A 16,031-nucleotide genomic window follows, 5' to 3' on the forward strand; every position below is an offset into this window, starting at 1 on the left:
TTTTTTTTAATTTTAAATTAATCCTTTAAATTTTCTGATAAACCATTCTAACGCTAAGCTTAAAGCGATAATAAATAGTAAGTATGACCAATCAATCAAAGGTACAACACTTTTATTGCTTTTTTGAATGGGTTGGTAACGATTATCGTTTAATAAACTATCGATTAAAGCCTCATAACTATTTATAAAATATGCTTCACCACCACTATTAGTAGCTAATTGTTGCAACTTTGTTACATCTGCGTTTAAAAATTGTTGCTCTACGTTATACTCAATAATTTTAAAAGTACCAGAAACTGAAATATTCTCTGAAGCTGAATTTACCGTAAAGTTGTAGTTTCCAGATTCTAATCCATTTAAGTTAACTTGATAACTATTTCCTTTTAAAATCAAAGGTCTATTTAAAACAGCTTGGGTTTTTGTGTTTTTTAATGAAATCACCAAGGATGCATCAGTATCAAACTCGTAATTTTTATTAAAAAACTGAGCGTTTATAACAATATTATCACTTCCGTTGTAAAATGAATTATAATCAATATTCAATCTATTGCGACGCTTATTAGATGCCAAGTATTGAACTAATTTACCAATAAAATTATCAAACTTTAAAAAACTGTCTTCGTTAATGTAACTTTGCGCTCGCCATTTCCAAATATCTTCTCCAAACAATACTGCTTCCCTAGTTCCATTAGTTTCTAAAGTAGCTAATAACGGTTGTTCTGTTTTTATACTAGATACTGTTTTATACAATATTGTTTCAAACGGTTGATTAAAAATAGCCTCACCAAAAGTAGATTTTAAAGGAGGAAGATTTTCAAAATCTATATCTTCAACTATAAAAGGGTTATAATTTTTATTAAATGAAGGTTGATAATCTTCGGTTTGTGAGGTATAATCTAAATTATAACTACTAGTCACTTTATTTAAAAATTGCCAATCTGTTTTTGCTCCAATAATAACCCATTTATTCTTGTTTTGCTTTTGTAATTCATCAAACAATGACTTAAACAAAGCATTTGGCTGATATAGTATAACTAATTGAAAATCATTTAATTGATTTAAAATTTTATTAGGGTTTAAAAACACAACTTCACGTTGCTCATTACTTTCAATACTTTTTTTAATAGCTCCTAAATCAGGATGTAAAATAGTACTAACAATAGCAATTTTAGATTTTTGATCAATGACTTCTACTGCAAAATTTTTGTAGTTATTGGTCTTATTTTTTTCAGTATCTAACGGAATTATTTGTGCTTTGTAATCTTGCACTCCAACATCATTTGCAGGTAAAGTAAAATTTAAAACTTGACTATTATTAGATTTATCTAAAGTTATTGGTTTGGAAAAAACGGTAGCATTTCCTTTTGTGACTATAAACTTACTAGTTATTGGTTGACTACCATTATAGACTACTATAGCTTCAAGAGGAAAATTATTTTTTAAATATGCGTATTTATTAACATTTAGCTTACTAATCTGCAAATCTGAGTAAACTACTGTATCACCAAGGATTATTGGGTAAATAGCTTGATTATATTTTTTTGCAGAAAATTGATAATCATTACCAATAGTCTGATTACCATCTGTTACCATTATAGTTGGCGACACTGTGTTTTTATACACTTGGGTTAAGGATTTAAAAACTTTATCAACATTAGTTTGACGATCTGCAAAAGTAAAACTATCTGCAACTTTTATATCCTCTCCAAAAGCAAACAGTTTTACATTAAATTTATCAGTAACCTGAGTGTTTTTTAGAATATAGTTAGTGAATGTTTTAGCCTTATCTGCTTGATTTAAATGCTTTAACGATGCTGAATTATCTACCGCTAATATTAAGTTTGGTTTTTCAGTATAATATTCTACTTGCTCAAATTTTGGATTTATTAGTAATAATAAGACTGAAAACAAGGTGATAAAACGTAAAAAAGCAAAAAGCGCATTATCTTTTGATGCGCTTTTTGTTTTATAATACTGAAATAAGGCTAATAATACAGCGATTATTCCTGCTAAAATGATATATAATATAGTATCTGCAGACACTTAATCTTCTTTTACTTTAATAATATCAAACGCGTCCATAAAACGTTTGATATCCTTATTATTATCATTTTCTGTCAAGCATATTACTTGAGATACAAACATTATATTATCTACTAAATAAGCATTCATATAAATATATGCCTTTTCAATTTCAATTTTAAAACTCCTTCCTGGATAGCCATTGTGAGTTACTTCGTTTTTAAATATTAATGTACCATTAACATTTTGCACAGCACCTTGAACCGCTGCATCAAGAACTTCATCTTCATAATTATCCGCTACATCTTCGAATTGAGACTTTGGATATGCTGATTTTATAACAGAATAAACAACATTAATACTATTTTCTGAAGTTGCCACATGCATAATCATGTACATATCTAAAGGTCCTACTTCCGTATCTATAACTTCAAGTGTTTGTACAGGTTGAACAGGATATTTAGCAATAAATGCATGCTCTTCGGATTTATAGTCAATCCATTCTTGAGCTGAAGCATTTAACGCTGACACTAAAAAAAGCGTCAATGCAAAAATAATGTTTTTCATGGTTTAATTATTGTAAGACCGTTTGTGGCTAACCCAATTTTAGGTTAACATTCCACCATCAACATTTATAGTTTGTCCAGTTACATAGGCAGACATATCTGATGCTAAAAACACACATACATTAGCAATATCTTCTGGTGTACCACCACGCTTAAGTGGTATAGCATTACGCCATCCTTTAACGGTTTCTTCATCTAACTTTGCAGTCATTTCTGTTTCGATAAAACCTGGTGCAATCACATTACTTCTAATATTTCTAGAGCCTAACTCTAAAGCTACAGATTTAGAAAAACCAATAATACCAGCTTTTGATGCTGCGTAGTTAGTTTGTCCAGCGTTACCTTTGACACCAACTACAGAACTCATGTTAATTATAGATCCTTTACGTTGCTTTAACATAGTACGTTGTACTGCTTTTGTCATATTAAAAACAGACTTAAGATTAACTTCAATTACTTGATCAAAATCTTGTTCACCCATTCTCATTAACAAGTTATCTTTAGTAATACCTGCATTATTTATTAACACATCAATGCTACCAAATTCTGCTAAAACATCCTCTGCTAATTGCTGTGCTTCGTCAAAACTTGCTGCGTTACTTTTATATCCTTTTGCTTTTACACCAAAAGCATTTAATTCTTTTTCTAACTCGTTTGCAGCCTCTACAGACGAACTGTAAGTGAATGCTACATTTGCACCTTGCTGAGCAAATACTTGAGCAATCCCTTTACCAATACCTCTGGAAGCACCTGTAATAATTGCTGTTTTCCCTTCTAAAAGTTTCATTTATGATCTATTTTTTGTTTTTCGATTTAATCGAAAATATATTGTTAGTTTACTATTTCAAATATAGTAATTACAAATTGTTATGTATAAAAAAACCTCATAATTTATACAATTATGAGGTTTTAATCTATAGCCTTCTTGCAGTCTCTTTATGTTGTTTTAATTACATTTTAACGTCTTCTTGTTTTTCGTAATTAAATAAATAATCCACATCCATCTCTTGTACTTTTCCTAATTTATTTAGAGCTTTTAAATCCACATCTTTTTTGTTTCCAATTACCATAACGTTATAATCTTCTCCTTTTATGTTTTTATTAAAAAACTCGCGTAAATCCGCTAAAGTCATATCTTTAATTGCATTATACATAGCTTCTCTGTTATCCTCTGAGATTCCTAATTTTTGAAGTCTTTCATAACTCCAGAAAATACTAGATTTATTAATACGTTGTGCTGCTATTTGCTTTAAAGTAGACTCTTTAGCTGCATTAAACTGTGCTTCAGACTCTGGCATATCATTCATTAATCCCATCATAGCCTCCACTGCTTGTGGCATTTTGTTTGCCTGAGTACCAATGTATGCCATTACATAATTAGAATCGTCTTTTTCTCTAGCAGTACTATAATTAGACCATGCAGAATATGCTAATGATTTAGATTCTCTAATTTCCTGAAAAACTATTGAGGATAAACCTCCTCCAAAATAGGTGTTAAATAATGTAGATGCAGCCATGTTTTCTGCTTTAAAAGGTTCTCCTTTTGCTAAAAACATCATTTCTGATTGTACCATGTCAAAATCTACAAAATACACATTTCCTCCAGTTTCTTTTTCTGTAAAAGTAACTGCTTCAGGATAATCTTTAAGATCTTGACTTACTTTATGAGATTTATTTATAGCTGAAATTGCATTATCTACATCTTTACCGTAATAAAACATACGCTGTTTGTAGTTTTTTAAATCTTTGGTTAGATTTACTAATTCTTGAGGATTAATACTATTTAATTCTGTTACAGGAATGATATTTCGTAAGCTAGAATTTTCGCCATATTTAGCATAATTCATTAAACCACTTCTTAAAATACTACCTTTATTAGTTTTATTATTTTGTCTTCCTTTAGCAATAGATTGCACGTATTTACTATATGCTTCTTGGTTTGGTACAGCATTATCCAATAATTCTTCTAACAGCTCAAGACCTTTTGGAAGATTTTCTTTTAACCCATTTAAACCAATAAAAGTTTGCTCATTACCTGTATTAACGTAATAATCTATTCCTAATTTATAAAACTCTTTTTTCAAGTCTTCATTTGAATATTTATCTGTGCCTAAATACTCTAAATAACCTACTGCTAAATCTAATTTTTTGTCATTATCACTTCCCATATCAAAAATGATGTTTAAGTCAAATAAATCATTTGATTCATTCTCAATATATGACACTTTAATTCCGCTATCGGTTTTAGTTGTTTTAATAGCTGAAGCATAATCTACATAGACAGGTTTTAAAGCTTCTGACTCCATTTTATTAAAGTCTTCGATATATTTAGAATTAGCACCTCTATTAAGATTAACAGGTGTAATTCCTGGGTTTTGTACCTTTACGATTTTGTCGTCATTACCTTTACGTTTGTACGTTACAACGTAATTATCTTTGTAAAATGAATTAGCAAAATCCACCAATTGTTGTTTTGTAATCTTTTTTAGGTCGTCTAAAAAACGGACTTTGTCTTCCCATTGTTCGTTATGAATAAAAGCATCAACATAAGCATCTGCTACAGCTGTACTACTTTCAAATTGCTTTAATTGAGATTTTTTAAGATCATTGATAACTGCATCAATCATCCAATCTTCAAATTCACCTTTTTTAAGTTTGTTAATTTGATCTAACATTAAACCTTTTAACTCTTCTAACGACTGACCTTCTTTAGGTGATCCACTTAAAGAATGATAACCATAATCGTTTAAAAATGTTGTTGAAGATCCAGCATATTGCACTAATTGCTTTTGATTTAAATTTAAATCCATCAAACCAGCGTTACCATTAGCCAAAATCATATCTGCTAAGGTTACAAGTTTTTCTTCTTCAGTATTAACTCCGCCTGTTCTGTAGGCTATAGAAATACTTTCTGCAGTTGGTCCATACACCTCGTTTTCTACTATTGCAGTTAATGGCTCTTCCTTAGGTAGTACAGGATGCTCTACTTCTTTTCTTTCAAACTTACCAAAGGTATTGTTCACTTTTTGTATGGTTGATTCAAAATCTAAATCACCAACTAAAACGACTGCCATATTATTTGGTACATAATATTTGTCAAAATAGTTATTAATATCTATCATAGAAGGATTTTTTAAATGCTCTGCAGTACCAATAGTAGATTGCTGACCATAAGGATGATTAGGGAATAAACCTTCCAGCATAGCTGCATAACGTTTACGACCATCATTATCTTGGCCTCTATTAAACTCTTCAAAAACAGCTTCTAATTCTGTATGAAATAAACGTAAGACTACTTGTCCAAAACGCTCGCTTTCTAGTGCTAAAAATTTGTCTAATTCGTTTACCGGAATTTTATTGGTATACACTGTTTGCTCAAACCAAGTATAAGCGTTAGTACCTGTAGCACCTAAAGAGCTTGACATTTTATCATACTCATTAGCTACTGAATAGTTTGATGCTTCTAAAGACACTCGATCAATCTCTTTATAAATAGCTAGTTTATTATCTGGATCTTTTTCAGCTCTATGTTTTTCATATAAATTAGAAATAGTGTCTAGATATTTTTTTTCAGTTTCCCAATTAACTGTACCAATCTGATCGGTACCCTTAAAGACCATGTGCTCTAAATAATGTGCTAATCCAGTAGATTCTTTGGGATCGTAATTAGAACCAGCTCTTACTGCAATGTAAGTTTGGATTTTAGGCTCATCGGTGTTTTTGCTTAAATATACTTTTAGACCATTATCTAGGGTATACAATCTTAATCCTGTTGGGTCATTAGCTACGCTTTGATAACTAAATCCATTGGCATCCTTTTGTGTTTCTGTTTTAGCTGCGGTTGTATCCGAATTACTTTTTTTGCAGCTAGCAACAAAAGTAATTACAACTAAAGCTAAAATTAGTTTTAAATGTTTCATTTTTTGGTTGATTATGTTAATAAAAAAAGTTCGTTAGCTAAATTAAGCTAACGAACTTTAAACGTTTATTTATTTGGATTATTTTAACACATTAGTGTTAAGTAATTTAAGCCATAACTTCGGCTACTTTTTTACCAATTTCAGCTGGAGAATCTACTACGTGAATACCACAATCTCTCATAATTGCTTTTTTAGCTTGAGCTGTATCATCAGATCCACCTACAATTGCTCCTGCATGACCCATTGTACGTCCTGCTGGTGCAGTTTCACCTGCGATAAAACCAACGATAGGTTTTTTACTTCCTGAAGCTTTGTACCAGTTAGCAGCATCTGCTTCTAATTGACCACCAATTTCACCAATCATAACAACACATTCAGTTTCTGGATCATTAATTAATAACTCAACCGCTTCTTTTGTAGTTGTTCCAATAATTGGGTCTCCACCAATACCAATTGCAGTAGTGATTCCTAATCCTTGTTTTACAACTTGATCCGCAGCTTCATACGTTAATGTACCAGATTTAGATACGATACCAACTTTTCCTTTTTTGAAAACAAAACCTGGCATAATACCAACTTTAGCTTCTCCTGGAGTGATAACGCCTGGACAGTTAGGTCCAATTAATCTACAGTCTTTGTCTTTGATATAAGCTGCTGCTTTAATCATATCTGCTACAGGAATACCTTCTGTAATACAAATAATTACTTTAATTCCTGCGTTAGCAGCTTCCATTATTGCGTCTGCTGCAAATGCTGGTGGTACAAAAATGATTGTAGTGTCTGCTCCTGCTTTATCTACAGCTTCTTGCACTGTGTTAAAAACTGGTCTGTCTAAATGAGTTTGACCACCTTTACCTGGTGTTACACCACCTACTACATTTGTTCCGTATTCAATCATTTGACCTGCGTGAAAAGTACCTTCACTACCTGTAAATCCTTGAACTATTATTTTTGAATCTTTGTTTACTAAAACGCTCATGTTTTGTATTGATTAAGAAATTTTATGTTGAATTGTTCTTTGCTATGCAAAAGTAAGTTTTTGATTGCGATTACTAAAAGTATTTTAAATTTTATTTTACGAATATGATGATAAACTAGAAGGATTTTCATCAAATAATTGACTTATTTCGTATCCTTTATATAAAAGTCCATCCTTTACTTCCCAGATTGAAATAAAATGAGCTATTGGCTCCACCTTATCAGGTCTTTCAATTGTAGCTGCATAGGCTGTATATCTAGCTGTAATGGTATTATTTTCTTTTAGTAAATGACTTAATTTATAAGTAAATGACACAAATGATTGTCTAACCTCCTTTAGCTTTTGGTCAATACCGTTATAATCTAAGGCTGTATATCCTTGACTACTATTCCAATGCAATTGACAATTTTTATCAAACATTTCAATCGCATTATCTGCTTTTGCTAAATCTAAACTATAAAAGGCTTTTACAATTGCTCTGGCTGACATCTATTTGTTTTTTAATTGTTTAATTATTTCAGGAATTCGCTTAATATATGCCAACTCTTTTAATTTTACTCTTGATTCTTCAATTGGCGTCCCAAAATAGGATTTTCCGCCTTCTATGGATTTTGTCACACCTGTTTGACCTAAAACATTAGCTTTTTTACCTATTGTAATTCCGCTAGTTGTTCCTACTTGTCCCCAAAGTGTAACTTCATCTTCAATAATACAACATCCTGCAATACCTGTTTGAGAGGCAATTAAACATTTTTTACCAATAACGGTATCATGCCCAACTTGGATTTGATTATCTAATTTAGAGCCTTCTCCAATGGTCGTGTCTCCTGTAACCCCTTTATCTATAGTACATAATGCACCAATATCTACATTATCTTGTATTACTACTCTACCTCCAGATTTTAATTGATCAAATCCTTCTGGTCTATTTTTATAATAAAAAGCACTAGCACCTAAAATACTTCCAGCATGGATGGTAACATTGTTTCCAATAACCGTGTCGTCGTATATACTTACGTTAGAATGGATTACACAATTATCTCCAATAGTAACATTATGACCTATAAAACAATTTGGTTGTATTACTGTATTTACGCCAATTTTTGCTGATGTTGATATCTCTACATTTGAACTAGTAAATGGTTTAAAATATGACGTAAGTTTATTAAAATCTCTAAAAGGATCATCACTAATTAACAATGCTTTACCTTTAGGACAATCCACCTCTTTGTTAATTAAAACAATGGTAGCTGCACTATTTAAGGCTTTATCATAGTATTTTGGGTGATCAACAAAAACAATATCTCCAGGTGTTACTACATGAATCTCGTTCATGCCTAGCACCTCAAAATTAGCATCTCCTACAAACGTACAGTCTATAATTTTTGCAATGTCTTGTAATGTATATGGCTTTGGAAATTTCATTTAACTCCAGACTATTCCTTTACACGTTCTTTGTAAGTCCCTTTGTCTGTTTCAACTTTAATTTTATCGCCTTCATTAATAAATAAAGGAACGTTAACAGTTGCTCCAGTTTCTACCGTTGCAGGTTTTGTTGCATTAGTAGCAGTGTTACCTTTAACTCCTGGCTCAGTAGCTGTTACTTCTAAAATTACGGTTGCTGGCATATCTACAGAAAGTGGCATATTGTCTTCTGAATTGATTTGAATAGTAACCACTTCACCTTCTTTCATTAAATCTGGTGTATCTAAAGCAGACTCTAATAATCTAATTTGAGAATAATCCGCTTCATTCATAAAATGATAAAATTCGCCATCATTATATAAATACTGAAATTTATGTGTTTCTACTCTTACATCTTCTAATTTATGACCTGCAGAAAACGTATTATCTAACACTTTACCGTTAGTTACACTTTTCATTTTTGTTCTAACAAATGCTGGTCCTTTACCTGGTTTAACATGTAAAAATTCAATGATTTTATAGATATCATTGTTATATCTAATACATAGTCCGTTTCTAATATCTGAAGTCGTTGCCATTTTTATTTTTTAATTTTTAATTTTTAATTTGATTTGAAATACCCTTTCATGATTCCACGATGAGAATTCTTTATAAACTGAAGAATTTCATCTCTTTCTGTCGTTGCTTCCATTTCTGCTTCAATAATAGCAGCAGCTTGCGAGTTGTTGTAATTTTTTTGGTATAAAATTCTGAATATGTCCTGTATTTCTCTAATTTTTTCAGTGGTATAACCTCTACGTCTTAAACCAACAGAATTAATTCCTACGTAAGATAGTGGCTCTCTACCTGCTTTTACAAAAGGTGGTACATCTTTACGCACCAAAGATCCTCCTGTTACAAAAGCATGACTACCTACTGAACAGAATTGGTGTACAGCTGTCATACCTGCCAAAACAACATAGTCACCTATATTTATATGTCCAGCTAAAGTTGAATTATTAGAAAATATGCAATTATTACCTACGATACAATCATGAGCAATATGGCAATATGCCATTATTAAACAGTTATCTCCAACAACAGTTTTCATTCTGTCAGTTGTACCTCTATTAATTGTAACACACTCTCTTATAGTAACATTATCACCTATGATTGTAAGTGTATCTTCATCATTATATTTTAAGTCTTGTGGTACCGCAGAAATTACAGAACCAGGAAAAATATTACAATTTTTACCGATTCTTGCGCCTTCCATAATTGTTACGTTACTACCAATCCACGTACCTTCTCCAATAATTACATTATTGCTTATAGTAGTAAATGGCTCAATAACCACATTTTTTGCGATTTTCGCTCCTGGATGAACGTATGCTAGGGGTTGGTTCATTTTTTTAGTATTATTTTACTTTTGTTATTTGTGCCATTAATTCTGCTTCTGCACATAATTTACCGTTTGCATAAGCATAACCTTGCATATGGCAAATACCACGTCTTATTGGTGTTATTAATGAACATTTAAATATTAACGTATCACCTGGCACTACTTTTTGTTTGAATTTAACATTATCCATTTTCATGAAAAAAGTTAAATAATTTTCTGGGTCTGGAACGGTACTTAAAACTAAAATACCACCTGTTTGCGCCATAGCTTCTACGATTAAAACGCCTGGCATTACTGGTGCTCCTGGAAAGTGACCTTTAAAAAACTCCTCGTTCATGGTCACATTTTTAAGACCAATAACATGATTGTCTGATAATTCAAAAACCTTATCTAGTAGTAAAAAAGGTTGTCTATGTGGTAACATGTCCATAATTTGATTGACATCCATAACCGGAGTTTGGTTTAAATCAATATTTGGTACGTTATTACGTCTTTCGTTTTTTATTAATTTGGACATTTTTTTCGCAAACTGAGTGTTTACAAAATGACCTGGTTTATTAGCAATTACTTTACCTCTAATGCGTGTTCCTATTAAAGCTAAATCACCAATAACATCTAGTAGTTTGTGTCTTGCTGCTTCATTAGGATAATGTAAGGTTAAGTTATCTAAAATCCCATTTGGTTTAACAGCAATTGCATCTTTATTAAAAGCTGATTTTAATTTTTCCATTGTAGAATCAGACAATTCTTTATCTACATAAACGATAGCATTATTTAAATCACCTCCTTTAATTAATCCATGCTCTAGTAATGATTCTAATTCATGTAAAAAACTAAACGTCCTAGAATCTGATATGTCCTTTTTAAAATCGGACATATTATTTAATGTTGCATTTTGTGTACCTAATACTTTAGTCCCAAAATCAACCATTGTTGTAATTTGATACTCTTTCGCTGGCATTACTAAAATTTCGCTACCAGACTCTTCATCTGTGTAAGAGATAACATCGCTTACGTCATACACTTCTCTAAAGGCATCTTGTTCTTCAATTCCTGCTTTTTCTAATGCTTCTACAAAAAACTTAGAAGATCCATCCATAATTGGTGGTTCTGAGTTATCTAGTTCTAAAATAGCATTATCTATATCTAAACCTACTAAAGCAGCTAATACATGTTCGCACGTTTGAATGGTAACTCCGTTTTTTTCTAAACAAGTTCCACGTTGTGTGTTAGTCACATAGTTTGCATCTGCCTCTATAACAGGGTTTCCTTCTAAATCTATTCTTTTAAAAGAAAATCCAGCATTTACTGGTGCAGGTTTAAAGGTTAATGTTACCTCTTTTCCTGTATGTAAGCCAACACCTTTAAGGGATACTTCCTTAAGTATTGTTTTTTGCTTTATGTCAGTACTAATTATTCCCATTTCCTTTTTTTTCTAATTCGTTTATTGTTTTAGCTAATTTTGGAAGATTTTTAAAATACACATAAGATTTATTCCAATCCACGTAGCTAAATGCTGGCGAACCTTGTAACACCTCATTGTCTTTAATATTTCTACCTATTCCTGATTGTGCTTGTATTTTAACATTGTTTCCAATAGTTAAATGTCCTGCAAAACCTACTTGACCTCCTATTTGGCAATTTTCGCCAATTTTAGTTGAACCTGCAATACCTGTTTGAGCAGCTATTACTGTGTTTTTTCCAATTTCTACGTTGTGTGCTATTTGGATTTGGTTATCTAATTTTACACCTCGTCTAATTATTGTAGATCCTAAAGTAGCTCTGTCAATGGTTGTAGCTGCTCCAACATCTACAAAATCTTCAAGTATAACATTTCCAATTTGTGGTACTTTACTATACTCGCCTTGATCATCAGGTACAAAACCAAATCCATCTGCTCCAATTATAGCTCCAGAATTAATTACACAATTTTTACCAATCACACAGTCTGAATAAATTTTTGCTCCAGAAAACAACACTGTATTATCGTCAATTATAACATTGTCTCCTATATAACAATTAGGAAAAATCTTTACATTATCTCCAATTTTTACGTTGTCACCTACTACTGTAAATGCACCAATGTAAATATCCTTTCCAACTTTAGCTGTATCGGATATGGATGTTGGTTGTTCAATCCCAAACTTATTTAGCTTTACTTGATTGTAATACTCTAATAATTTTGAAAATGACTTATACGCGTCATCCACCTTAATTAAAGTGCAACTAACGTTTTGCTCAGGTACAAAGTCTTTTGCTACAATAGCAATTGATGCTTTTGTAGTATATATATAATGTGTGTATTTTGGATTTGCCAAAAAGGTCAAAGCGCCTTCTACACCTTCTTCTATTTTAGATAATTTAGATACCTCTACTTGAGGATTGCCTTCTACGACACCATCTAAAATACCTGCTATTTGTTCTGCGGTAAATTTCATTGTCAACAAAAATAGAAAAAATGTGCTAAAGTTGGTCTTTTGGATAGCATATATAATATTTAGTCACTGGTTTTGACAACGCTTTTAAGCTAAGTTGGTCTGAAGCCTTAACTATATCCTCAACTTTACCATTTTTATGTAAGATATTTATATTTTGTTTTTTTCTTGAATATGCTTGATTACTAATCTGTCCTGTAAACACAAAATAGTCTGCATCTGCATCAGTAATATTATATTTTGATTGCAAATTAGATTTATGTGCTATTAAAACGTCTTTTGAAATAGGCTTTTTCTTTATTTTTACTTTTAAAAGATGTCTATTTATTATCATCTCGCAAAGATTTTTTAAAACAAAGTCATCATGATATTGCCAATTTTTCATTGCTGCAACAATATCATAATCATCTAATTTAGCAAATGTTTCTAGACAATCTGCATCAAATTTGTCAATAGTAATTTCATTTTTCAAAAAAAAGGATAACGGTTTACTTGCTTCTAGATAAACGCCTTTTGCTACCAATTCTTTAGCACGTTTTAGCACTCGTATTAATAACTGCTCTGCGACTAAGCTGGTTTTATGTAAATAAACTTGCCAATACATTAAGCGTCTAGCTACTAAAAATTTTTCTACACTATATATACCTTTATCTTCAATAACTAATTGATCATCTTTAACATTAAGCATTGTTATTAAACGCTCACTATTAATATTACCTTCGGACACACCAGTATAAAAACTATCACGTTTTAAGTAATCTGCTCGATCCATATCAATTTGACTAGAGATTAATTGCAACATAAAGGTCCTGTGATAGTCTCCTTTAAAAATCTGAATAGCAAGTGTTAAATCGTCGTTAAATTCAATATTTAAAGCTTCCATAAATAACAACGATATTTCTTCATGAGAAACACCACTTACAATACTATGTTCCATTGCATGACTAAATGGTCCATGACCAATATCGTGTAATAAAATAGCTATATAAAGCGCTTTTTCTTCGTCTTCAGAAATTTCAACCCCTTTAAAACGAAGCACTTGCACTGCTTTTTGCATTAAATGCATACAACCAATAGCGTGATGAAAACGTGTATGATGCGCACCTGGATATACTAAATAGGACAAACCCATTTGAGAGATACGTCGCAGTCGTTGGAAATATTTATGCTCTATTAAATCAAATATTATAGAATTTGGTATAGTAATAAATCCGTAAATTGGATCGTTTAGTATTTTAAGTTTGTTACTTGCTTTCAAGCTTAATCCTTTATTTAATTAATATACACAAATATACATGAACAATATAAATATTCTTTGGGTTGATGACGAAATAGATCTATTAAAGCCTCATATCATCTTTTTAGAACAAAAAAACTATAAAGTAACCACTTGTAATAGCGGAACAGAAGCTTTAGAAATTTTAGAGGAGAAAAAATTTGATATTGTTTTTTTAGACGAAAACATGCCTGGATTAAGTGGTTTAGAAACTTTAAACGAAATTAAAGAAAAACAAGACACACTTCCTGTAGTGATGATTACTAAAAGTGAAGAAGAATATATTATGGAAGAGGCTATTGGTAATAAAATTGCCGATTACCTTATAAAGCCAGTAAATCCAAACCAAATACTACTTAGTTTAAAGAAAAACTTAGATCATTCTAGATTGGTGTCTGAAAAGACAACCTCTAATTATCAACAAGAATTCAGAAAAATTGCGATGGATATGTCCATGGTTAATAGTTATGAAGAATGGGTAGATCTTTACAAAAAGCTAATTTATTGGGAAATTCAATTAGAAGACATTGAAGACCCTAGTATGTTTGAAATTTTAGAGTCTCAAAAAAACGAAGCTAACACACAGTTTGGTAAATTTATTGACAAAAATTACCCTTCATGGTTTGAGCCTAACACTGATGCTCCAATTTTATCACATACCTTATTTAGAGAAAAAATTGCGCCAGAACTAAGCAAAGAGCAACCAACCTTATTAGTAGTCGTTGATAATTTAAGATACGACCAATGGAAAGCGTTTGAACCTTTTGTAAACAACCACTACAAAAAGCAAAAAGAAGAAGCCTTTTATAGCATCTTACCTACAGCCACTCAATACGCCAGAAATGCTATTTTCTCTGGGTTGATGCCAAGTGACATGGAAAAACTACATCCAGAATATTGGAAAAACGATACAGATGAAGGTGGTAAAAACTTACATGAAGCTGACTTTTTAAATGCCCAAATGAAGCGTTTAGGACTTACAAACCTTAAACATGAATATTATAAGATTACCAATCTTGCGTCTGGAAAAAAACTAGCAGATAACTTTAAAGGTCTTAAAGAAAACGATTTAACTGTTGTGGTTTATAACTTTGTAGATATGCTTTCGCACTCTAAAACAGAAATGGATGTCGTCAAAGAATTAGCCTCTAACGATAAAGCTTATAGAAGTTTAACTCAAAGTTGGTTTAAAAACTCACCTTTATTAGAAATGATACAGCAAGCCCAACACATGGGATTTAAACTTATAATTACAACAGATCACGGAACCATAAATGTTAAAAACCCATCAAAAGTTATTGGAGACAGAGACACAAGTTTAAACTTACGCTACAAAACAGGTCGTAGTTTAAGCTACGAAAACAAAGACGTCCTAGCTGCTAAAGATCCAAAAACAATCCATTTGCCTTCTATTAATATGAATAGCTCATTTATATTTGCAAAAAGTGATTTATTTTTTGCTTACCCAAATAACTACAATCATTATGTAAGTTACTACAGAAACACTTACCAACATGGTGGTGTATCTTTAGAAGAAATGATTATACCTTTTGTAGTATTAAGTCCTAAATAATATATTTTTGCAAAAAAAAAGTTTAAAGTGACTATACAATATAATATAGAACAAGTAGAAACAGTTGCAAAACAAGTCTTAGAAGCAGCAACCTCTAAAATAATATTGTTTGAAGGTGACATGGGTGTTGGTAAAACAACATTAATAAAAACACTTGTAAGCTTATTGGGTAGCGACGACCTAGTTAGCAGCCCAACGTTTTCATTAGTTAATGAGTATAAAGGTTTAAATGATAACATCTTTCATTTTGACCTTTATCGTGTTGAGGATGAAGAAGAGTTATACAACTTTGGTATAGAAACTTATATATACTCAGATCATTACATTTTTGTAGAATGGCCAAATCTTCTAAAACCCTTGCTACAAGACCAGTTTACCACCATTCAAATTGTATTGTCAGAAAATACGACTCGCGAGCTCACGCTAACCAATAATGATTAAAAAAATCTCTTTT

Annotated in this window: 14 protein-coding genes; 2 read left to right on the forward strand and 12 right to left on the reverse strand. The window is 31.4% G+C overall.

Annotation, left to right across the window (positions count from 1 at the left end):
• Positions 1-12 precede the first annotated feature (12 nt).
• The 12 genes from JM82_RS05675 to JM82_RS05730 form a co-directional block, all read right to left on the reverse strand.
• Complete coding sequence (locus JM82_RS05675; RefSeq protein ID WP_145001757.1) at positions 13-2,043, reverse strand: VWA domain-containing protein; 2,031 nt, start codon at positions 2,041-2,043, stop codon at positions 13-15.
• Entirely contained in the window at positions 2,044-2,589 is a 546-nt protein-coding gene (locus tag JM82_RS05680) for a hypothetical protein (RefSeq protein WP_145001758.1), read from the reverse strand.
• A 39-nt stretch (positions 2,590-2,628) separates the two neighbouring features.
• Entirely contained in the window at positions 2,629-3,375 is a 747-nt protein-coding gene (gene fabG / locus JM82_RS05685) for a 3-oxoacyl-[acyl-carrier-protein] reductase (RefSeq protein WP_145001759.1), read from the reverse strand.
• Positions 3,376-3,538: 163 nt separating this feature from the next.
• Positions 3,539-6,508 (reverse strand): M16 family metallopeptidase, encoded by a 2,970-nt coding sequence (locus JM82_RS05690; protein WP_145001760.1) that lies wholly within the window; start codon positions 6,506-6,508, stop codon positions 3,539-3,541.
• A gap of 106 nt (positions 6,509-6,614) precedes the next feature.
• Entirely contained in the window at positions 6,615-7,487 is an 873-nt protein-coding gene (gene sucD / locus JM82_RS05695) for a succinate--CoA ligase subunit alpha (RefSeq protein WP_145001761.1), read from the reverse strand.
• A 96-nt stretch (positions 7,488-7,583) separates the two neighbouring features.
• Complete coding sequence (locus tag JM82_RS05700) at positions 7,584-7,976, reverse strand: nuclear transport factor 2 family protein (protein ID WP_145001762.1); 393 nt, start codon at positions 7,974-7,976, stop codon at positions 7,584-7,586.
• A complete protein-coding gene (locus JM82_RS05705; protein ID WP_145001763.1) occupies positions 7,977-8,912 on the reverse strand; it encodes a UDP-3-O-(3-hydroxymyristoyl)glucosamine N-acyltransferase in 936 nt (311 codons plus the stop codon).
• An 11-nt stretch (positions 8,913-8,923) separates the two neighbouring features.
• On the reverse strand, positions 8,924-9,490 hold the full coding sequence (gene efp / locus JM82_RS05710) for an elongation factor P (protein ID WP_145001764.1): 567 nt from the start codon (positions 9,488-9,490) through the stop codon (positions 8,924-8,926).
• Positions 9,491-9,513: 23 nt separating this feature from the next.
• Entirely contained in the window at positions 9,514-10,299 is a 786-nt protein-coding gene (gene lpxA / locus JM82_RS05715; RefSeq protein ID WP_028282084.1) for an acyl-ACP--UDP-N-acetylglucosamine O-acyltransferase, read from the reverse strand.
• Between the two features lie 10 nt (positions 10,300-10,309).
• Entirely contained in the window at positions 10,310-11,716 is a 1,407-nt protein-coding gene (locus JM82_RS05720; RefSeq protein ID WP_145001765.1) for a bifunctional UDP-3-O-[3-hydroxymyristoyl] N-acetylglucosamine deacetylase/3-hydroxyacyl-ACP dehydratase, read from the reverse strand.
• The gene (gene lpxD / locus JM82_RS05725) at positions 11,703-12,731 is read right to left on the reverse strand and encodes a UDP-3-O-(3-hydroxymyristoyl)glucosamine N-acyltransferase (protein WP_145001766.1); all 1,029 of its coding nucleotides are present in this window, start codon (positions 12,729-12,731) and stop codon (positions 11,703-11,705) included. Before lpxD ends, JM82_RS05720 begins: the two co-directional genes overlap by 14 nt.
• Positions 12,732-12,756: 25 nt before the next feature.
• Entirely contained in the window at positions 12,757-13,986 is a 1,230-nt protein-coding gene (locus tag JM82_RS05730; RefSeq protein WP_145001767.1) for an HD domain-containing protein, read from the reverse strand.
• Between the two features lie 37 nt (positions 13,987-14,023).
• Here JM82_RS05730 and JM82_RS05735 point away from each other — a divergent pair, with 37 nt between their 5' ends.
• Together JM82_RS05735 and tsaE are read left to right on the forward strand one after the other, a co-directional pair.
• Positions 14,024-15,577: a bifunctional response regulator/alkaline phosphatase family protein gene (locus tag JM82_RS05735; protein ID WP_145001768.1), complete on the forward strand. Its 1,554-nt coding sequence runs from the start codon at positions 14,024-14,026 to the stop codon at positions 15,575-15,577.
• Between the two features lie 27 nt (positions 15,578-15,604).
• Positions 15,605-16,018 carry a tRNA (adenosine(37)-N6)-threonylcarbamoyltransferase complex ATPase subunit type 1 TsaE gene (tsaE, locus tag JM82_RS05740; protein WP_145001769.1) on the forward strand — a complete coding sequence of 138 codons (414 nt, stop codon included), beginning with the start codon at positions 15,605-15,607 and terminating at the stop codon, positions 16,016-16,018.
• Positions 16,019-16,031: the final 13 nt, after the last annotated feature.

This window comes from Olleya sp. Hel_I_94, from assembly GCF_007827365.1.
Taxonomy (GTDB): Bacteria; Bacteroidota; Bacteroidia; order Flavobacteriales; family Flavobacteriaceae; genus Olleya.